Source organism: Desulfovibrio sp. JY, assembly GCA_021730285.1.
Taxonomy (GTDB): Bacteria; Desulfobacterota; Desulfovibrionia; order Desulfovibrionales; family Desulfovibrionaceae; genus Solidesulfovibrio.
Window position 1 is genome coordinate 2,105,041 of record CP082962.1, and the last position, 18,382, is coordinate 2,123,422.

Here is an 18,382-nt window from a genome sequence, read left to right on the forward strand (position 1 = left end):
AACCTTCGCGTCCCGGCGGCCCGGGCGGTCGCGCCAGCCGGGCCGAAACGGGAAAGAACGTTATTCCAACCGCATACGGGTCATGGACGTCTTGAGGTCCGAGGCCAGATGGGCCAGGCTCGTCACGGCGTCGGACGTCTGGGTCATGGACCCGGCGGTATCCTCGGCGATGCGGTTGATGTGGTCGGTGGAGCGGTTGATTTCCTCGGAGGTGGCGGACTGCTGTTCGGCGGCTGTGGCGATGCCGCGCACCTGATCCGAGGTTTTTTCCACGAAATTGAGGATCTGGTGCAGGGCGTCGCCGGCTTCGTGGGCCAGGTTGTCGGCGTCCTCGATGCCCTGGGTGGTCTCGTCGGTGGCGGACATGTTGCGCCGGGCGCTTTCCTGGATGGCCCGGATGTAGTTGCTCACCTCTTTGGTGGCGGTCATGGTCTTTTCGGCGAGCTTGCGCACCTCGTCGGCCACCACCGCGAATCCCCGTCCGGCCTCGCCGGCCCGGGCCGCTTCGATGGCGGCATTGAGCGCCAGCAGGTTGGTCTGATCGGCGATATCGGAGATGACCTGCATGATCTGGCCGATGCCCTGGGCCTGGCCGCCAAGATCCTGCATTTCGGATTTGAGCCCGGCCGCCTTGACGTTGACCGACTCCATGACGCTTATGACCTTGGCCACGAGGTCCGCGCCGGTGGTGGCCATGGCATTGGCCTTGCTGGCCGTCGCGGCGGCGTCCCCGGCGTTTCTGGCCACCTCGAGGATCGTGGCGTTCATCTCTTCGATGGCCGTGGCCACTTCGGCCGTTCGGGAGCGCTGCTCCTCCATGCCTTCGGTGGACTGGGAAATATGGCTGGTCATCTGCTCGGCCGCGTCGGCCAGGGACTCGGCCACGGCCGTGGCTTCGGACACGCCCTGGGCGATGCGGTGGTTTTGCTCGGTGATGGTGCGTTCCTTGAGCACCACGCCCGTGAAGTCGGCCACGGACACGAAGCCGCCGATGAGGTTGTCGTCGAAGTCCAGGATAGGGGTGGAGAAGATGCTGATGTATTTGCGGTTGCCCTTGTGGGTGTCGAATTCCGTCTTGGAACTCTGGCGGGAGCGTTCGCGGATGGCCTTGTCGGCTATGGTCTCGCGCTCCTCGTTGTAGAAGAAGCGGGAGAAGCTCTTACCGACGTGGCTTTCCGGCGTGCCGTCGTTTTCCGTCAGGCGCACCATGTGCTGGTTGACCCATTTGATCTTGCCATCTTCCCCGACGATGGCCATGGGCGTGATGATGTTGCCGAGCATGGCTTCGTCCTTGCTCAGGCGTTCCTTGATGGCCTTTTCATGGGGCAGGATGGATTCGCGCAGGGCATCGGCGCGGAGCAGGGGGTCGTCTTCCAGTATGCAGTCGAAGGTGGCGGAGGCGACCGAGGCGAACATGCGGGTGATACAGGTAAACATCGTTTCCAGGCGTCCCTGGGCCCACAGCAGGAAGCCCGAGACGAGGACGAAGGCAAGCCCCAGGAGACAATAGGAAAGGATACCGCCGGCCAGGGCGCTTGCCACAAGGAGGACGGCGTTGGCGATAAGGACGGCGAACAGCAACGGACGTTTCATGATGCCTCCCGGGAAAAAATGGACAAACATCCGTGGCAGCGGACACGTCGGCCGTAACGTATAATCACCCGAACCGCAATAATAAGGGCGCAATTGTAACAGCGCGGACGCGTTCAGTAGACGAGGCAGGCGTCCTTGGCGGCGCGTTCCAGGAACAGGCGCACGAGCGGCGCGGCCATAGGCCGGGCGTCGCCCGGGGCGAAGGCGTCCCGGGGGGCATCCGGTTTGCCGTTCCAGTCGGAAAAGCGCAGCTCCACCACGTTTTCCCCGGTCTGGCCGGGCAGGACGGCGTCGGACAGGCAGGTCGGGACAAGCCAGGGCTCAGGCCGGCGATGCATAATAACAGCGCCCCTCGAAGCAGGGCCGGCAGAGCGTCTCCCCGCCGGAGACAATCTCGCGCCCGTCGAGGACCGATTCACCGCAGCGCGCGCACAGGCAGGCCCGCACCGGCCGGCCGGGCAGGTCCTCGGGGCGCAGGGGCACGGCAACCGGGGTCAGGCGGAAAAGCGCCTCGTCGGGGATCGTGGCGAGAAGCGCCGGATCGGCGTCCTTGTCCGGGCCGTCCTCGCGCGCGGCCACGCGCACGGCGGCCCCGGTGCGCAGGTTGACGAAGGTGGCCGCCATCTTGCCGTAATCGAGCACCTTCATGGTGCGCTTGCCGGGCCGGCAGCCGGTCAGGGCCATGATGGCGTCCGTGGCGCAGCGGTCGATTTCCACGAACACGATCAAATCCTTGCGGTCCGCGCCCTTGGGGTCGGTGATGCCGATTTCCCGCAGGCCGGCCATGGTCATGCGGGTGCCGATCCGGATGCCCCGGCAGACGTCGCCGTGAAAGCGGCCCGCCTCTTCGAGCAGACGGGCGTAGGTCTCGGATTGCGTTGTATCCATGCCGCTTCCTCCCTTGGCGCGTCTTGTCCCAGGGGCGCGGGAAAAAAGCAATCCATCACGGGTGGTTGTAAAATCGTGTGCCTTGCGTCACGCTCTTCGGCCTCTTCCCAACGTGGATTTCCGGTAAAAAGTTTCGGAAGGGGAGAGCGCGAGAGGGGAGAACCCTTTTCAAAGGGTTTCCCCTCTCGCATCCTCTTCTCACTTCTGTCTTTTCTCAGCTTCCCACTCGCGTTTGTAGTCCTCGAGCAACTCGCTGATGGCCCGGCCGATCCGCTTGTATTGCGGCGTGTCCAGGTTGGCCTGGGACACGCGCACGGACATGGTGGGGCCGGCGAAGCCGCCGCCGTCCATGAGCACCACGTCCTTTTCCCTGGCCAGCCGCCAGACGAAGTCGATGGGCTCGTGGGCGTCGCGCAGCCAGTCGTCGAAGTCGCGGCCGTAGCGCGCCGCCGCCAGCTTGTGGATATCGATGGTGGCGTAATAGCGGGCGCAGCCGGGACCGTCATGGGGCGGCGCGATGCCGAGGCCCCGGTAGAGCGCGGCGTAGCGTTCGGCCAGGAGCCCCCGGGCCTCGTTTTTATAGTCATGGGCTGCGGCGTCGAGGAGTTCGGCCAGGGAGAAAAAGACCATCATGGCCTGCTGGGGCGTGGACAGGCCGGCGGTGTGGTTTAGGGCCACGGCCCGGCTGTCGGCCACCAGCCGGTCGATGAGCTTCAAGCCGTCCGGGTCGGTGGTGATGGAGGCGTAGCGTTGCCGCAGGGCCTTGCGCTTGGCTTCGGGCAGGGCGGCGATCATGGGGTCGAGGGCGTTGTCCCGGGCGATGCCGATGACCCCGAGCCGCCAGCCGGTGCAGCCGAAATACTTGGAGTAGGAATAGACCAGGATGGTATTCCGGGGCGCCAGGGCGGCCAGGGAGGTGAAGCCGTCGACAAAGGTGCCATAGACGTCGTCGGTGAGGATGACGAGGTCCTTGCGCCGGCTGGCCACGAGGTCGGCGATGCGCTCCAGGGATTCTCTTGAAAGGCTGATCGACGGCGGGTTGGACGGGTTGACCAGGAAAAACGCCTTGACCGCGGGATCGGCCAGTTTTTCCAGCTCGCCTTCCGGGAACTGCCAGCCGAGGCTTTCGTCCATGGCGATGCGCAGGCTGGTCAGCTCGTAGTCGGCCAGGGGCGGAATCTCGAGGTAGGGCGAAAAGATGGGCGTGGCGATGGCCAGGGTGTCGCCGGGCGTCAGCAGGCCGTTTTCCTTGAGCGTGTTGAAAAGGTAGCTGATGGCGGCCGTGCCCCCCTCGGTAAGAAAGAAGTCCATGCCTCCGGCCGGGGGACGGCCGTCGAAGAGCGCGGCGTCGAGGTAGGCCCGGACGATTTTCTCGGTCAGGGGCAGCACCCGGTCCGGACTTGGATAGTGGTCGCCCAGGATGGCGTCGGCCATCTCGTAGGCAAAGGCGTCGCCGTCGAGGCCGAGCCGGCCGGTGACAAAGCGGTAGGCGTCGGTCAGAAACCGTGCGCCGTCCCGGTCGGCGTTGGCGGCGCAAAAAGCCAAAAGCCTTTGGCCGCAGCCCTGCCGTTCGGGGACGCCGGCCATGCCCGGCCGGGTCATCACGCGCCGGCCTTCCTCCAGGGCGAAGCCGCCGAAAAGGAAATAGGCTTCGCGCGGGGCAGTGGCGATCCAGTTGGGATTGCCCCGGCCGGCGTTGATCATCATCTTTTCGTGATTGGTTTTGGCCAGGTCGGCCAGCTTGTTTTTGAGCTCGAAGGGACTGAGATGCTCGTACCGTTTTTCTTCGGCGACCCGGTCGGCGGCCATGCGTGTCCTCCTTGGCGGTGTCGGAGAGGCGGGACCACGGCATGGTACGGCATGGCCGCGTTTCGGTAAATCGCCTTGCCGGGAAACCGCTTTCCCGGCGTCAGCCCGTCGTCCCGTGTTCCCGGGCGAAGGCGGCGAAGCGCTGGTCGTCGTTGCGGATGTGGCCGACGAACCACTCCCCCAGGTATTCGAGCGTTTCCAGGGACAAGAGTCCCGGCCCCTCGCTGGTGCGCTGTTCCAGGTCCCGCGTCATGCTGCGGAAGGTGTCGTGCTGGCGGCGATGGTCCGCGAGATCCGGGTAGTCGTAGCCGGCCATGGTGGCCTCCTCGTCGGTAAAATGGCCGTCGGCATAGGCCCGCATGCCCTGGAAGGCGTCCAGCACGCCCTGCCGATGGTGCCCCGCCTGTATCTGCGCCCCCAGTTCGGAAAGCATGTCCAGAAACATCCGGTGTTGCTCGTCGATGGCGTCAAAGCCGGTCCTCAGGCTGTCGTCGAAGATGGTGGACTGCATGGAGAATTCTCATCCTTCAAGGTGGTGGGACAGGCCGCCTCGAAGCCCGGGGCGGCCTGCCGGCGAACCGGGGATTATTCCGGCGGGGCCATGAACTGCGGGCCGACGGGGTCGGTCACGTGTTCGGCCAGGATACGGTTAACGGCCTCGAAATCGGCGGCCGTGAGCGCAAAGTCGAAGATGTCGCCGATGGGGGCCATCTGGGCCGGACGGCGGCCGCCCCACAGGGCCACCTCGACGCCCTGGTCGAGGACCCAGCGCACGGCGAAGGGGAGCAGTTCCTTGCCGTGGCGCTCCTTGGCCCAGGCGGCCAGGGCCCCGGCCGCACCGAGATATTGCCCGAACCGGGGCATGGCGAATTTGGGGTCGAACCGGCGCAGGTCGTCGCCGGTAAATTCCCGATCCGGCCCCATGGTCCCGGACAAAAGCCCCCGGCAAAGCGCCCCGTAGGTCATGAGCGCCACGTCGTGCCGCTTGCAGTAGGGCAGGATGGCGGTTTCCATATCCCGCTCGAACAGGTTGTAGGGCGGCTGGCAAAACGACAACCTGGCCCGGCCGCGGAAGGCTTCCATCTGGGCCGGGTCGTAGTTGCTGACCCCGAGGCAGCGCACCTTGCCCGACAGCCGCAGCCGCTCCAAGGCGGCCGCCGTTTCCTCGAAGGGCACCTTGCCGTCCGGCCAGTGCACGAAATAGATGTCGATGGTCTCGACGCCAAGCCGGCGAAGCGAATCCTCGACCTCGGCCTCGATGCGGGCGGGGCTGGCGTCGCGGCTGACCTGCCCGTCCTTCCAGGCCAGGGCGACCTTGGTCGAGATATGCACCCGATCGCGGCGGCCGTATTCCTTGAGGGCCTTGCCCACGATCTCCTCGGACCGGCCGAAGCCGTAGACCGGGGCGGTGTCGATCAGGGTGACCCCGGCGTCCAGGGCGGCGTGGATGGTGGCGATGCCCTCCCGCTCGTCGCTGCCGCCCCACATCCAGCCGCCGATGGCCCAGGTGCCGAGCGCCACCCGGGAAACCGTCAGATCCGTATCCGGAATGTGTACGTATTCCATGGCGATACTCCTGTCAGGTCGAGCGAGGGGAAACCCTTTCAACGGGTTCTCTCCTCTCACGCTCTCCCTTTCCTCGATATCATGCCGTTATGGGTGTTGTACGGGTAATGGTAATCGGCTGTTACTATTAAGAGTCTTTGGAAAGGGGGCCTGGGGGAAGAACCTTTCTGCAAGAAAGGTTTTCCCCCAGACGGTCTTCAATAGGCCCTAGGCCAGGCTGATGGCCTGGGAGGCTTCCCACAGGCCATGGATGTTGCAGAAGGCGGCGGCGGTCAGGGTGCCGGGGGCGGTGGTCTTCATGGAGAAGGTCACGCCGTGGAAGGTGTGGACGGGGCCGGTGTTGGGCCCCTCGACCGCCTCGCCGTGGGCGGTGAACTCGAAGCTGCCCACCTCGTAGGCGAATTTTCCGCCTTCGGGCTTGAAATAGACCCTGATCCAGCGGATGTGGTGTTCGGTGGTGTTGGGGTGGGCGATTTCCTTGCCCAGGGAGACGCGCACGTCGAAAAAGCCGTCCGCCGGGACCTTGGCCGGGCATTCGATCACCGGGACGTGCTTTTCCTTTTTCCAGTCAGCCGTTTGAAACAGATCGACCATACTCATGCTGCACCTCGCAGTGGTTTGGCGGCATGGTAAACACCTTTGGCCGTGGTTTGGCAAGCCCGGATGCGTTTAGCGGGGTATGTAGCCGTGATCCGCGCCGGTCGGGCCTTTTTTGCGGGCGGACGCGGGATGGCGCTCCTGCCAGCAGGCGCGTTCGGCTTCGAGCAGCCCCCAGTTCGTGAGCTTGATGGTGTTGCCGGCGCCGGTTTCCGGGTCCTCGCCCTCGACATGCTGTACGATCAGGCTGACCGGGCGGGTCCAGGGATCGATATAGCCCCACTTGTTGCCCATGATCCGGCCGTCGAGCTCGCCCTTGTATTCGGTCGGGTCGCCGTAGCGTGAAAGCAGCTCGCCGCTGATGCGGCGGAAGAAATCCAGGCTGCCGTCCCGGTAGCGGGCCTTGATCCTGGCCACCCGCCCCGGCGCGGCGCAGGTGCCGACCAGGACGTAGCCCGAGGAGAAGTACTTGTCGGGCTTGAGCGGAATGCGGCGCATCCAGGGGGCGTTTTGGACCGGGCGCTCCCGGGCGAGGGTGAGGCGGCCCCTGTAGCTTTTGGCCGCGTCGCCAAGGGTGATGCCGGCCAGGTTGGACGGCGTTTCGGCCCGGGCGGCGGTCGGCGCGGCCAAAAGCAGCAGGGCGAAAAGGACGAAGGCGCGGCAACGAAACATGGCGGACTCCTTGGGGGCGCGGCACGGGCATGGCGTCAAGGCCGATCCGGGCACCGGGCCGTGGCGGGGCGATCCCTCGCGGTTAGTGCTTGTTGCTGAAGCGGGTCCTGTCGTGGATGCCCCGGCGGTTGATCTCTCGGGCCTTGAACGCGTCGAAGTCGAATTTCCCCGGGGCGATGATGTCATGGCGCTTGCGTACGCTTTGGCGGATGAAAAACCATAAGCATATGCTGAGAATCAGGAAGAGCAAGGCGAAAACAAGAATTGTCTCCAACATGGGGTCGTCATAGCCTGAAAGAAAGCGAGTGTCATCCGGCGGCGTCGACTTCGGTGAAAAGCGCTTCCAGGTCGGTCGCCACCCGGGCCAGATCGGCTACGGCCCGGGCCGAGGCCTCCATGGCCTGGCTGGTGTCGGCGGCCGCGCCGGCGATTTCCCCGCCATGGCGGCCGGCCTCGTCGCCGGCGGCGGTCTGCGATGCGGCCGCCCCGGCAATGGCCCGCACATGGGCCGAGGTCGTATCCGCCAGCTCCAGGATGGCGCCCAGGGCCGTCCCGGCCTCACCGGCGATGCCGGTGGTCTCCGCGACCAGGGCCACGGCCTCGCCGGTGACCCGGTTGTTGGTCTCGGCGCTGTCGCGGATGGCCGTGACGTTGCGTCCGACCTCCTTGGTCGCGGCCATGGTCTTTTCGGCCAGCTTCCTGACCTCGTCGGCCACCACGGCGAAGCCCCGGCCCGATTCGCCGGCCCGGGCCGCCTCGATGGCGGCATTGAGCGCCAGCAGGTTGGTCTGGTCGGCGATGTCGGAAATGACGTCCAGGATGCCGCCGACCTCCTTGGCCTGGCCGGAGAGGGTCGCCATGTGCCCGCCGAGGTCGCCGGCCTTTTGGGACAGCTGTTTCATGCCCGAAAGCACCCTGGCCATGACGTTCGCCGCCCCGGCCGCCTGCTGGCGCGTCTGGTTGGCCACGGTGTCGGTCTGGCCGGCCTGTTCGGCGATGTCGCGGGAAGAGCGGCCGAGCTGTTCCACGGCCTCGCCCACCCGCTCCAGGCGCTCGCGCTGGTCCCGGGCCGCCCGGCTGGCCTGTTCGACCTGCGCGGCCAGGGTCTTGGCCGTCCCCGCCAGGTCGCCGGCCAGTTCTCCGGCCTTGGCCGCCCGCGCCGTCGTACGCTCGTTTTGCCGGCAAAGCGTGTCCTCCTTGGTCCGCAGCTCGGTGACGTCGAGGTAGAGACACAGCCCGCCGATGACCGTTCCGGCCGCGTCCTTGAGGGGAAAGACGTTGTAGAAGACGTTGCGCCGGCCGCCCTTGTGCCCGGTGATGGTCACCTCCTTGTTGGAGAAGACCATGTCCTGGCGCATGGCCTTGCCGACCACGGTTTCGCGGCCTGTTTCGTTGTAAAAGACCTCGGCCAGGGTGCGTCCGGTCTGGCTCGACGGCGGCGCGTCGATCTCCAGCATGCGCATGGTCGCTTCGTTGGTGTAAAGCGTGCGCTCGTCCGGATCGACGAGCAGGAAGGGGATGGGCAGGCCGCTCGTGATGCCGTTTAAAAAGCCCCGCGTGGTGCGCGAGGACTGGGCCAGGGCGGCGACCACCCCGGCCAGTTCGGGGGGCGCGTCGTCGCCGGCGGGCGTGTGCCCGGCCTCGATGTCGGCAAGGACCCGGCCCAGGCCTTCCAGGGTCTTGCGCCGTCCCAGGGCGGCGGCGATCCCCCCGGCAACGGCCACGGCGGCCGGGAACACCCCGCCGAGCAGGGCCGCCCCGGGCGCGTCCAAAAGCCAGCCGGCCAAAACGGCCAGGAGCAGGGAACAGGCCACGCCGCCAAAAAACAACCACAGCCGTCCGGACATGTTTTCCCCCTCGCCTGAAGGTCAGGCCCAGCCAACAGTTCGTCCCGATCGCGCACGCCGTCTCGCGCCGCCCCGCGTCCGTCAGTTCATACGCAGCATGCGGTGCGGCCCGCCGGTGGTGGTCATCTGCCACACCAGGCCGTCTTTGACGAAATAACGCGAGCCGTCGTACTCCGCCGTGACCGAGTCGCCGTTGATGACGGCCCCGGTCCAATCCTTGAACGTCGCCAGGCTCTTGCCGTCCATCACGTAGTACAGCATGGCGTAGCCGCTGCCTTCCTTCACCAGACAGAATTCGTACTTGTTGGGCCGGTTGTACTCGCTGGGCCGGCTCCTGACGTAGCAGCCGACAAGCAGCGGGTTGGGGGCTTTTTCGACCCTGGCGTACACCGACGGTTTCCCGGAGGCGTCCTTGGGACCGATGGCGTTGAGGCCGTTGCAGGCGCAAAGGCACAGGGTTAGGGCCGCGATGCAGGCGATGCCGGTGATGCGACGCATGGGTTGTCTCCCGGGTTATGGGTTGGTTTTATTTTCTATGTTTTTTCCCCGACAGAGTAAACCGTCACGGATGCGCTTTGTGCCGTGATGGCCGCCGTACAGGCGCATGGTCTCCCGGTCATCTCGCAGCGATCATTTTTGGTGATATTGGAAACAACTGCGGCCGGGGGTTGCCGGCGCATGGCAAAATGCCGTATCCCGACAATAGGCCCTTTATCCTCGCAGAGTAGAAACAAGGAGTTGCGCATGCCCCCGAGCCGACGTCGCATCCCGTTCCTGCGTTTTGCCTGTCTGTTGCCGGCGGTGTTGGGTCTTTTATTGCTTTGGGGCTGCGGCAACGGGGATGCCGACAAGGAGAAGGCCGCCGCGTCGCCGCCCGTGGCCGTCATGGTCGCGGCCCAAAAGCCGGTCGTGGCCGACGTGCCGGTTTACGCCGAATATGTGGGACGGCTGGCGGCCAAGGAGAACGTGGATATCCGGGCCCGGGTGGAGGGCTATCTCAAGGAGCGGCTTTTCACCGAAGGCTCCGTGGTGAAAAAGGGGGACCTGCTTTTCGTCATCGAGCCCCGCCAGTACCAGGAGAGCCTGCAAAAGGCCCGGGCCGAGCTGGCCCGCCAGCAGACGCTTTTGTCCAGGGCGCAGGTCGATTTCACGCGCTTCGAGAAGCTTTACAAGCAGGGCGCGGTCAGCCGCGATGAATACGACACCAAGCTCACCCGCCAGCACGAACTCGAAGCGGGCGTGACGAGCGCCAAAAGCGCCGTGGAAACGGCCGAGCGCGACCTCGGCTACACCCGGATAAGCGCCCCCATCACCGGGCGCATCGGCAAGGCCTTCGTCAATGTCGGCAACCTGGTCGGCAAGGGCGACAACACGCTTCTGGCCGAGATTTCCTCCACCGATCCCATCTATGTCGATTTCTCCATCAGCGAGCGCGACTACCTGGAACTGGTCAAGGCCATGCAGGCCGGCAACGGCGGCAAGGCCCAGGACTTTCCGCTGACCCTCATCCTGGCCGACGATTCGACCTATCCGCTGCCCGGCGAGGCGGATATGGCCGAGCGGGCCGTGGACGCCAAGACCGGGACGCTCGGCGTGCGCGGCGTGTTCCCCAACCCGGACGGCATCCTGAAGCCCGGGCAGTTCGGCAAGGTCCGGGTGCTTCTGGAAAACAGAAAGGGCGCCTTGCTCGTGCCCCAGCGGGCCATTTTCGACGTCCAGGGCAGCAAGTCGGTCTACGTGGTCGGCCCGGAAAACAAGATCGAGGCCAAGGCCGTGACCCTCGGCGGCAGCCAGAACGGCTCCTTCGTCATCGACTCGGGCCTGACCCCGGACGATATGGTGGTGGTCGAAGGCATAACCAAGGTGCGCCCCGGCGCCGTCGTCAAGGTCGCGCCGCCGTTGGCGAAGGAGGGGGGAGGAAAAGAATAAGGAACCGGGGGAGGGAACCCTTTTTTGAAAAAAAGGGTTCCCTCCCCCGGACCCCCACCCTCCCCAAAAACTTTTCAAGGGGAATGTGCCGGGCGCGATTGGTAGGGCATGGAAGGGAAGAGGCGGTGGCTGCTTGTAAAAGCATGGGGCGTATGGCCTGGGCCGGGGAGAGGGGGGCGCGGGCGTACCCCTCTCCCCGGCCAAACGGAAGTCGACGGGAACGCAAGCCTGAGGGGGGCGAACGGTCATGGTCAATTTCTTCATTGAAAGGCCTGTGTTTTCGGCCGTTTTGTCCATCGTCATCACCCTGGTCGGGGCGATCTGCATCCTGACCCTGCCCATCGCCCAGTACCCCCAGATCGTGCCGCCCACGGTCCAGGTGACGGCCACCTACGACGGCGCCAGCGCCCAGGTGGTGGAAGAATCCGTGGCCACCCCCATCGAGCAGGAGGTCAACGGCGCCCAGGACATGCTCTACATGAATTCCGTCAGCTCCAACGACGGGCGCATGGTCCTAAACGTCACCTTCGATATCGGCCGCGACCTCGACCTGGCCACGGTCGACGTGCAAAACCGCGTGGCCCTGGCCAACTCCCGCCTGCCCTCCGAAGTCGTCCGGCGCGGCATTTCGGTCAAGAAGCAGTCCCCGGACATGCTGCTCGTGATCAACCTGAATTCCCCGGACGGCAGCCGCGACACGCTTTTTCTCAACAACTACGCCAAGATAAACATCACCGATGCCCTGGCCCGGGTGCCCGGGGTGGGCAATGTGGCCGTTTTCGGCGAGCGCGACTACGGCATGCGGGTGTGGCTCGATCCGGACAAGCTGGCGCGCCTGGGGCTTACCGCCTCGGACGTGGCGAACGCCATCCGCCAGCAAAACGTCCAGGCCCCGGCCGGCCAGATCGGCATGCCCCCGGCCCCGCCGGGCCAGGAGTTCCAGCTCACGGTCCAGGTCAAGGGCCGGCTGACCGATCCCGAGGAATTCGCCGACATCATCGTGCGTTCGGGCAAGGGCGCGCAGCTCGTGCGGGTGCGCGACGTGGGCCGGGTGGAACTCGGCAGCCAGAGCTACACCGCCTTCACCCGCTTAAACGGCAAGCCCACCTGCACCATCCAGATTTTCCAGCTGCCCGGGGCCAACGCCCTGGAAGTGGTCAAGCAGATCCGGGCCATCATGGCCGAGCAGGCGACCTATTTTCCCCCGGGCGTCGCCTACACCATCCCCTACGACACCACCAAGTTCGTTACCGCCTCCATCCACGAGGTCATAAAGACCCTGTTCGAGGCCGTGGTCCTGGTGCTACTCGTGGTCTACGTCTTCCTGCAAAACGGCCGGGCCACGCTCATCCCCATGCTCACCGTGCCGGTGTCCCTGGTCGGGACCTTCGCCTTCATGCAGGTCTTCGGCTTTTCCATCAACACGCTGACGCTGTTCGGGCTGGTGCTGGCCATAGGCATTGTCGTGGACGACGCCATCGTGGTGGTGGAGGCGGTGCAGCACAAGATCGATCACGAAGGGCTGCCCGCCCGGGAAGCCACCAGGGCGGCCATGGCCGAGGTGGCCGGGCCGGTTATCGCCATCTCCCTGGTGCTGATCTCGGTCTTCGTGCCCGTGGCCTTCATGGGCGGGGTGACGGGCCGGCTGTACCAGCAGTTCGCCTTGACCCTGGCCGTGTCCGTGGCCCTCTCGGCCATTTGCGCCCTGACGCTCTCGCCGGCGCTTTGCGCCCTGATCCTGCGCCCGGCCGGCACGCCCAAGGGGCCGCTCGGAGCCTTTTTCCGCGGCTTCAACCGTGTTTTTACCGCCACCACCAACGGCTATGCGACCGGGGTGCGCGCGGCCATCCGCCTGTTTCTCGTGACGCTTGTGACCCTCGGGGCGCTGGTCGGCGGCACCTACTGGCTGCTGACCACGGTGCCCACGGGCTTCGTTCCCGACGAGGACCAGGGCTATTTCATCGTCAACGCCCAGTTGCCCGAGGGCGCGTCCCTGGAGCGCAACGAAGCGGTGGTCAAGCGCCTGGAAGAGCATATCGCCGCCGACCCGGCCGTGGCCGACGTCCTGTCCCTTGGCGGCTACAACCTGCTGACCGCCACCTACAGCTCCTATGCCAGCGCCCTATTCGTCATCCTGAAGCCCTGGGACGAGCGCGCCACGCCGCAGCTTTCCCTGGACGCGACCATGGGCCGGGCCAAGGACTTTTTCACCGGCATCCAGCAGGCGGTGGTCATGGGCCTGAACCCTTCGCCCATCCCCGGGCTCGGCACCACCGGCGGTTTTCAGTTCGAGTTGCAGGACCGCACCGGCGGCAAGGTGGAGGAACTGGCCAGGGTGGCCTATACCTTTATGGATGCCGCCCGGCGGCAACCGGCCGTGGCCAACGTCTTTTCCGACTTCAGCGTGGATGTGCCCCAGCTTTTCTACAACCTCGACCGCGACAAGGTGCAAACCCTTGGCATTCCGCCAAGCGACGTGTTCGAGGCGCTCCAGACCTATCTCGGCGGCCTCTACGTCAACGACTTCAACAAGTTCGGCCGCACCTACCGGGTCATGCTCCAGGCCGAGCCGCGTTTTCGCACCAGTCCGCGCGACATCGAGCGCTTTTACGTGCGCAGCGCCGACGGGGAGATGGTGCCGCTCAGCACCCTGGGGCAGACCAGATCCATTCGCGGGCCGGAATACATCCGCCGTTTCAACCTGTTTCGGACCGTGGAGATTTCCGGCGCGACCCCGCCCAGCTTCTCCTCGGGCCAGTCCCTGGCCGCCATGGCGACCCTCGCCCGCACCGACCTGCCCCAGGGCTTCGGCTACGACTGGACCGGCATCGCCTTCCAGGAGGTCCGCTCCGGCAGCCAGTCCATCTACATCTTCGCCCTGGCCCTGGTCATGGTGTTCCTGGTCCTGGCCGCCCAGTACGAATCCTGGGCCGTGCCGTTCGCGGTCATCCTGGCCGTGCCGCTGGCGGTGTTCGGGGCCATGGGCGCGCAGATGCTGCGGGGGCTCGACAACAACGTCTACGCCCAGATCGGGCTGGTCATGCTCATCGGCTTGGCCGCCAAAAACGCCATCCTGATCGTGGAATTCGCCAAGATGCGCCGGGAGGCCGGGGATACGGCCGAAGAGGCCGCCGTTTCGGCTTCCAGGCTCCGTTTCCGGCCGATCCTCATGACCTCCTTCGCCTTCATCCTCGGCGTGGTGCCGATGATGGTGGCCAGCGGGGCGGGCGCGGCCAGCCGCCATGCGCTTGGCACGGCGGTTTTCGGCGGCATGGTCGCGGCCACCATCCTTGGCGTCTATTTCGTGCCGGCGCTGTATTGCTTCATCCAGCGCGCCGTGGAGCGGCTGCGGCGGTAGGCGTCTCCGAAGAGTTGACGTCAGGACAGGAAGTCGCGGGGGACGGGGCTTTTCCCTGGCGCTCGTCGGCTACGCGTCGCCAATATCGGGGGGGAGCTGTTCCAGATCGAAGGGCAGGGTGAAGGTGAAAACCGAGCCCTGGTCCGGCACGCTGTCCACCGTGAGTTCCCCGCCCATGAGCGCCACGAGCCGTCGGGTGATGGCCAGCCCCAGCCCCGTGCCGCCGAAGCGCCGGGTGTAGGAGCCGTCGACCTGGGTGAAGGCCTCGAAAATGCGGGAGGTGTCCTCGGGGCGGATGCCGATGCCGGTGTCGCTGACGGAGAAGAGCAGCTCCTGGCGCATGCCGCGCACAATCGCCTCGGCCGGCCGGCAGGCTTCCACGCACTGTACCTGGACCACCACGCCGCCGTGTTCGGTGAATTTGATGGCGTTGCCGACGAGATTGATCAGCACCTGGCGCAGGCGGTCGGCGTCGCCCATGAGCATGTCCGGCACTTCGGGGGAGACGTCCACGGAGAGTTCCAGCTTCTTCTCCCGGGCCAGCACGCCCAGGGTGGCTTCCACCGAGGCCAGCACGGCGCGCAAGCCGAAGGGCTCGTGGGCCAGTTCCAGGCGTTCGGCCTCGATTTTGGAAAAGTCGAGGATGTCGTTTATCAGCGCGAGCAGCGAGGCCGCCGATTCCTCGATGTCCTTGAGGAAGCCCTGCTGATCGTCGGTGAGCCCGGTCTGGCCGATGACCTGGGCCATGCCGAGGATGCCGTTCATGGGCGTGCGGAGTTCGTGGCTCATGTTGGCCAGGAATTCCGATTTGGCCCGGCTGGCCGCTTCGGCCGCCTCCTTGGCCCGGGCCATGGCCGCCTCGGCCTCCCGGCGTTCCATGACCTCGTGGATGAGCTCCTCGTTCATGCGGTTGAGTGTGCGCGTCCGCTCCCGCACCATGTCTTCCAGGCGTTCGTTGACGCGCTCCAGCTCCAGGCGGGTCTGGGTGCTGTCGGTGATGTCCTCGATGGTGCCGGCCAGGCGGGAGATCACCCCGGAGGCGTCGGCCACGGGGAAATAGCGGGCTTGCACCCAGCGCACGCCGCCGTCGGCGCGCACCACGCGGAAATCGGGGAAGATCCCCTGGGCGGGCGGGCCGGCGGCCAGGCGGGTCAGGTGGTCGAGCACCTTGTCCCGATCGTCGGGATGGACGCTGTCGAGCCAGGACCGTGGCGAGGCGTAGAGGCTGACCGGGGATCTGCCCCAGAGGGTCTCGTAGGCCGGGCTGATGTAGAAAATGCGCTTGAGGTCCGGGGAGGCCAGCCAGAACACCTCGCCGATGGTTTCGGCCAGTTGCCGGAATTTTTTTTCGCTTTCCAGCAGGGCCCGCTCGGCGTTTTTGCGCTCGGTGATGTCGCGCGCCACGGCGATGATGCGGTCCTGCCCCCGGACCACGGCATGGCGCAGGTTGACCTCGATCCAGAAAAGCCGGCCGGTCTTGTCGCGGGCCAGCCACTCGAAAAGCTGGGGTTGGCCACGGCGGGCCTGATCGAGCTTGGCCAGGGAATCGGCTTCGGAATAGGGGGGATAGCCGGCGCTGAGCCCCTCCGGCGTGATCCGGCGCAGTTCGTCCAGGCCGTAGCCATAGAGGGAAATGGCGCGCTCGTTGGCGTCCAGGGTCAGGCCCGTGGCCGGGTCCTGGATGAAGATGGCGTCGTTGGCCGCGTCGAGGATGTCGCGGTACTCATGCTCCTTTTCCCGCAGGGCCGCCGCGACCTGGTTCATTGCGTCCACCTGCCGGCCGCAGGCGAGCACCATGGCCGGCCGGCCGTCGGGACCGTCGATAAGGGCCAGGCTCCAGCGCAGACGTCGCCAGCCCTGGGCGGTGTGGATGGCCTGATCCGGCGCCACGTCCCGGACGGACACCTCGCCGTCGAGAAGGGCGCGATGCAAAAGCCGCATGGTGTCACGGTCGTCGGGCGGCAGGGCCAGCTCGAACCAGTCCCGGCCCACGATCTCCGCCCGGCTGCGGCCCAAAAGCGCCAGGCCCTTTTCGTTGATGGACACCAGATGGCCCTCGGCGTCGAGGAGCATGACAAGATCGCCGGCGGCTTCCCACAGGGCGGTGAGCATGTCTCCGGCGTCGCAGGGGAAACGCGGAGCGGATGGGGATGGGCAATCGGGCATGGCGGTCGGGGCTCTTTGCGGTTACGCCGTCTACCATACGTATGGTCCTTTTCCCTTGCTCCGGCAAGGGGCGGGGGAGCGGTTGCCCGTGGCGGGCTCTGGCGTTATGGAGCGATGACGGATGCAGGGCGTTCAAGGAGTACCCGTATGGATCGCAGAAAATTTCTTATGACGGCGGGGGCCATGGCCGCCTGTTGCGGCATGCCCGGCGTAAGCCTGGCCGCTCGTGGCGTAGCGCTACCTCCCCCGGCAACTCCCGGGGCCAAGACCTTGGAGGAGGCGCTCAAAAACCGGCAGAGCCGGCGGCAGTTCGATGCCCGGCCCCTGCCCGAGGCGGTGCTGTCCGGACTTTTATGGGTGGCAAACGGCGTCAATCGTCCGGAAATCGGCAAACATACCGCGCCGACGGCCATGAACCGCCAGGAGATCGCCGTTTACGTGGCCAAGGCGGACGGGCTTTTTCTCTACGAACCCAAGGACCATGCCCTCGCCCGCGTCAAGGACGCCGACCTGCGGGCCGTAACCGGCAAGCAGGCCTTTGCCGCCACGGCCCCGGTCGATCTCGTCTACGTGGCCGACATGGACAAGGTGGCGGGCTCCACGCCGGAGGAAAAGCTTTTTTACGCCGGCACGGACACGGGCTTTATCAGCCAGAACGTCTACCTCTACTGCGCGGCCATGGACCTGGCCACGGTGGTGCGGGCCAGCATCGATACGGCGGCCCTGGCCGCGGCCATGGGGCTGCCCGCGACCCGGCGCGTCACCCTGGCCCAGACCGTGGGCTATCCCAAGGCCTGACATCACGCTTTACTTATAAATGGTGTTCGTGGATGCTGGATCAGCGCAAGATAGCAGCGGTTGTCCGCATTCCGGCACCACGATAATCGCAGCACACTTGTGCCAAAAATCACAAGCATGCTGCTGGTCCGGCCCGCAAGCAACACCCCTCACGTGATAAATCAGGCAAGGGCGCTTTGTTGTTGACAGTGCCTTGCTCAAATCGCTACCTCCCCTAGCATCGCAAAGCCGTTACGGTCGCCCGATGGCGCGGCGCCGCCGGCGCAAGTCCGGACGCCCGGGCGTTTTTCCTTGCATTGCCATACAAAAGGAGTCGTCATGGAAGAACTTTCGTATCAGGAAATGCAGCACGTGCTGATGGACGAGCTGCGGCTCATGCACTATCCGATTGCCGTCAAATACTTTTTCGATCAGGCCGAGCTTGACGACTTCAAGGAGCGCGTCTCCTACTACCTGCCGGCCAAGGCGCTCACCTTCTGCCAGGCCGAAATCGGCGCGCGCATGGAGGGCATCACCGTGCTCGTGGGCAAGGAACAGCTCGGCTGCTCCAACGCCAAGTGCGTCTTCGGCTGGAAGGACATCGACGCGGGCGAAATCAAGGGCCACCTCAAATACTGCGAAAACCTGGAGCAGGCCGAACGCTTCGTGCGCAGCAAGCCGCGCCTGAAGGAAGGGCTCCTGGCCGCTGTCGTCTCGCCCCTGGCCGACGCCGCCTTCCCGCCCGATGCGGTGCATTTCTACTGCGACAACATGCAGGCCTACCACCTGGTCGTGGACTGGATGGCCGTCATGGACAAGCATCCCCTGCGCCCCAACATGACCATGAACTCGGCCGCCTGCGCCGGCAACGTCTACGTCTACAACTCCGGCGAGGCCAACGTGTTTTTGGCCTGCAGCGGCAGCTACAACGCCGGCAAGACCGAGCGCGGGGAGATCAACGTGGCCATTCCCGGCAAGGACATCGGCCGCGTGGTGGCCCGGCTCAAGGCCCGCAAGGAGCGCGAGGGCGGCGCGGCCATCACCCGCATCGGCCACCCGTTCCCGGGCGCGGACATCTGCAAGAACTGCCCGCTGATCGTCTTCAAGAAAGCCAAGGACCCGGTCGCGGCTACGGAGTAAAGAGCCGGGGGGAAACTTTTCTGTAGAAAAGTTTCCCCCC

Annotated in this window: 16 protein-coding genes; 4 read left to right on the forward strand and 12 right to left on the reverse strand. The window is 65.7% G+C overall.

Annotated features, from left to right (window positions below; all coding sequences use genetic code 11):
- Window positions 1-60: 60 nt before the first annotated feature.
- The 11 genes from K9F62_09360 to K9F62_09410 form a co-directional block, all read right to left on the reverse strand.
- Window positions 61-1,593, reverse strand: a complete 1,533-nt coding sequence (locus K9F62_09360; protein ID UJX42859.1) for a methyl-accepting chemotaxis protein — start codon at window positions 1,591-1,593, stop codon at window positions 61-63.
- A gap of 113 nt (window positions 1,594-1,706) precedes the next feature.
- On the reverse strand, window positions 1,707-1,931 hold the full coding sequence (locus K9F62_09365) for a hypothetical protein (GenBank protein UJX42860.1): 225 nt from the start codon (window positions 1,929-1,931) through the stop codon (window positions 1,707-1,709).
- The gene (locus tag K9F62_09370; protein ID UJX42861.1) at window positions 1,915-2,481 is read right to left on the reverse strand and encodes a TraR/DksA C4-type zinc finger protein; all 567 of its coding nucleotides are present in this window, start codon (window positions 2,479-2,481) and stop codon (window positions 1,915-1,917) included. Before K9F62_09370 ends, K9F62_09365 begins: the two co-directional genes overlap by 17 nt.
- A gap of 198 nt (window positions 2,482-2,679) precedes the next feature.
- Window positions 2,680-4,290, reverse strand: a complete 1,611-nt coding sequence (locus K9F62_09375) for a bifunctional aspartate transaminase/aspartate 4-decarboxylase (GenBank protein UJX42862.1) — start codon at window positions 4,288-4,290, stop codon at window positions 2,680-2,682.
- A 100-nt stretch (window positions 4,291-4,390) separates the two neighbouring features.
- Window positions 4,391-4,801 carry a hemerythrin family protein gene (locus K9F62_09380; GenBank protein UJX42863.1) on the reverse strand — a complete coding sequence of 137 codons (411 nt, stop codon included), beginning with the start codon at window positions 4,799-4,801 and terminating at the stop codon, window positions 4,391-4,393.
- 74 nt (window positions 4,802-4,875) lie between these two features.
- Window positions 4,876-5,856 carry an aldo/keto reductase gene (locus tag K9F62_09385; protein UJX42864.1) on the reverse strand — a complete coding sequence of 327 codons (981 nt, stop codon included), beginning with the start codon at window positions 5,854-5,856 and terminating at the stop codon, window positions 4,876-4,878.
- 207 nt (window positions 5,857-6,063) lie between these two features.
- The gene (locus K9F62_09390) at window positions 6,064-6,456 is read right to left on the reverse strand and encodes a class II SORL domain-containing protein (GenBank protein ID UJX42865.1); all 393 of its coding nucleotides are present in this window, start codon (window positions 6,454-6,456) and stop codon (window positions 6,064-6,066) included.
- 69 nt (window positions 6,457-6,525) lie between these two features.
- Complete coding sequence (locus K9F62_09395) at window positions 6,526-7,125, reverse strand: hypothetical protein (protein ID UJX42866.1); 600 nt, start codon at window positions 7,123-7,125, stop codon at window positions 6,526-6,528.
- A gap of 82 nt (window positions 7,126-7,207) precedes the next feature.
- Entirely contained in the window at window positions 7,208-7,402 is a 195-nt protein-coding gene (locus K9F62_09400) for a hypothetical protein (protein UJX42867.1), read from the reverse strand.
- Window positions 7,403-7,433: 31 nt separating this feature from the next.
- A complete protein-coding gene (locus tag K9F62_09405) occupies window positions 7,434-8,972 on the reverse strand; it encodes a methyl-accepting chemotaxis protein (GenBank protein UJX42868.1) in 1,539 nt (512 codons plus the stop codon).
- 81 nt (window positions 8,973-9,053) lie between these two features.
- Window positions 9,054-9,470 carry a hypothetical protein gene (locus tag K9F62_09410; GenBank protein UJX42869.1) on the reverse strand — a complete coding sequence of 139 codons (417 nt, stop codon included), beginning with the start codon at window positions 9,468-9,470 and terminating at the stop codon, window positions 9,054-9,056.
- 246 nt (window positions 9,471-9,716) lie between these two features.
- Here K9F62_09410 and K9F62_09415 point away from each other — a divergent pair, with 246 nt between their 5' ends.
- Together K9F62_09415 and K9F62_09420 are read left to right on the forward strand one after the other, a co-directional pair.
- A complete protein-coding gene (locus tag K9F62_09415) occupies window positions 9,717-10,901 on the forward strand; it encodes an efflux RND transporter periplasmic adaptor subunit (protein ID UJX42870.1) in 1,185 nt (394 codons plus the stop codon).
- Between the two features lie 247 nt (window positions 10,902-11,148).
- Window positions 11,149-14,259, forward strand: coding sequence for a multidrug efflux RND transporter permease subunit (locus K9F62_09420; GenBank protein UJX42871.1), 3,111 nt, complete (start codon window positions 11,149-11,151; stop codon window positions 14,257-14,259).
- 69 nt (window positions 14,260-14,328) lie between these two features.
- Here the strand turns inward: K9F62_09420 and K9F62_09425 are convergent, their stop codons facing one another.
- On the reverse strand, window positions 14,329-16,425 hold the full coding sequence (locus tag K9F62_09425; GenBank protein UJX42872.1) for a PAS domain S-box protein: 2,097 nt from the start codon (window positions 16,423-16,425) through the stop codon (window positions 14,329-14,331).
- 147 nt (window positions 16,426-16,572) lie between these two features.
- Here K9F62_09425 and K9F62_09430 point away from each other — a divergent pair, with 147 nt between their 5' ends.
- Together K9F62_09430 and K9F62_09435 are read left to right on the forward strand one after the other, a co-directional pair.
- Window positions 16,573-17,223 (forward strand): SagB/ThcOx family dehydrogenase, encoded by a 651-nt coding sequence (locus K9F62_09430; GenBank protein ID UJX42873.1) that lies wholly within the window; start codon window positions 16,573-16,575, stop codon window positions 17,221-17,223.
- Between the two features lie 318 nt (window positions 17,224-17,541).
- Window positions 17,542-18,342 carry a DUF169 domain-containing protein gene (locus K9F62_09435; GenBank protein ID UJX42874.1) on the forward strand — a complete coding sequence of 267 codons (801 nt, stop codon included), beginning with the start codon at window positions 17,542-17,544 and terminating at the stop codon, window positions 18,340-18,342.
- Window positions 18,343-18,382 lie beyond the last annotated feature (40 nt).

What these genes read in the sequence shown, in the direction of transcription:
- K9F62_09380 (UJX42863.1), bottom strand. Translation starts at nt 4,801, where the DNA reads ATGCAGTCCACCATCTTCGACGACAGCCTGAGGACCGGCTTTGACGCC.
- K9F62_09365 (UJX42860.1), bottom strand. Translation starts at nt 1,931, where the DNA reads ATGCATCGCCGGCCTGAGCCCTGGCTTGTCCCGACCTGCCTGTCCGAC.
- K9F62_09405 (UJX42868.1), bottom strand. Translation starts at nt 8,972, where the DNA reads ATGTCCGGACGGCTGTGGTTGTTTTTTGGCGGCGTGGCCTGTTCCCTG.
- K9F62_09385 (UJX42864.1), bottom strand. Translation starts at nt 5,856, where the DNA reads ATGGAATACGTACACATTCCGGATACGGATCTGACGGTTTCCCGGGTG.
- K9F62_09425 (UJX42872.1), bottom strand. Translation starts at nt 16,425, where the DNA reads ATGCCCGATTGCCCATCCCCATCCGCTCCGCGTTTCCCCTGCGACGCC.
- K9F62_09390 (UJX42865.1), bottom strand. Translation starts at nt 6,456, where the DNA reads ATGAGTATGGTCGATCTGTTTCAAACGGCTGACTGGAAAAAGGAAAAG.
- K9F62_09410 (UJX42869.1), bottom strand. Translation starts at nt 9,470, where the DNA reads ATGCGTCGCATCACCGGCATCGCCTGCATCGCGGCCCTAACCCTGTGC.
- K9F62_09400 (UJX42867.1), bottom strand. Translation starts at nt 7,402, where the DNA reads ATGTTGGAGACAATTCTTGTTTTCGCCTTGCTCTTCCTGATTCTCAGC.
- K9F62_09395 (UJX42866.1), bottom strand. Translation starts at nt 7,125, where the DNA reads ATGTTTCGTTGCCGCGCCTTCGTCCTTTTCGCCCTGCTGCTTTTGGCC.
- K9F62_09415 (UJX42870.1), top strand. Translation starts at nt 9,717, where the DNA reads ATGCCCCCGAGCCGACGTCGCATCCCGTTCCTGCGTTTTGCCTGTCTG.
- K9F62_09360 (UJX42859.1), bottom strand. Translation starts at nt 1,593, where the DNA reads ATGAAACGTCCGTTGCTGTTCGCCGTCCTTATCGCCAACGCCGTCCTC.
- K9F62_09435 (UJX42874.1), top strand. Translation starts at nt 17,542, where the DNA reads ATGGAAGAACTTTCGTATCAGGAAATGCAGCACGTGCTGATGGACGAG.
- K9F62_09420 (UJX42871.1), top strand. Translation starts at nt 11,149, where the DNA reads ATGGTCAATTTCTTCATTGAAAGGCCTGTGTTTTCGGCCGTTTTGTCC.
- K9F62_09375 (UJX42862.1), bottom strand. Translation starts at nt 4,290, where the DNA reads ATGGCCGCCGACCGGGTCGCCGAAGAAAAACGGTACGAGCATCTCAGT.
- K9F62_09370 (UJX42861.1), bottom strand. Translation starts at nt 2,481, where the DNA reads ATGGATACAACGCAATCCGAGACCTACGCCCGTCTGCTCGAAGAGGCG.
- K9F62_09430 (UJX42873.1), top strand. Translation starts at nt 16,573, where the DNA reads ATGGATCGCAGAAAATTTCTTATGACGGCGGGGGCCATGGCCGCCTGT.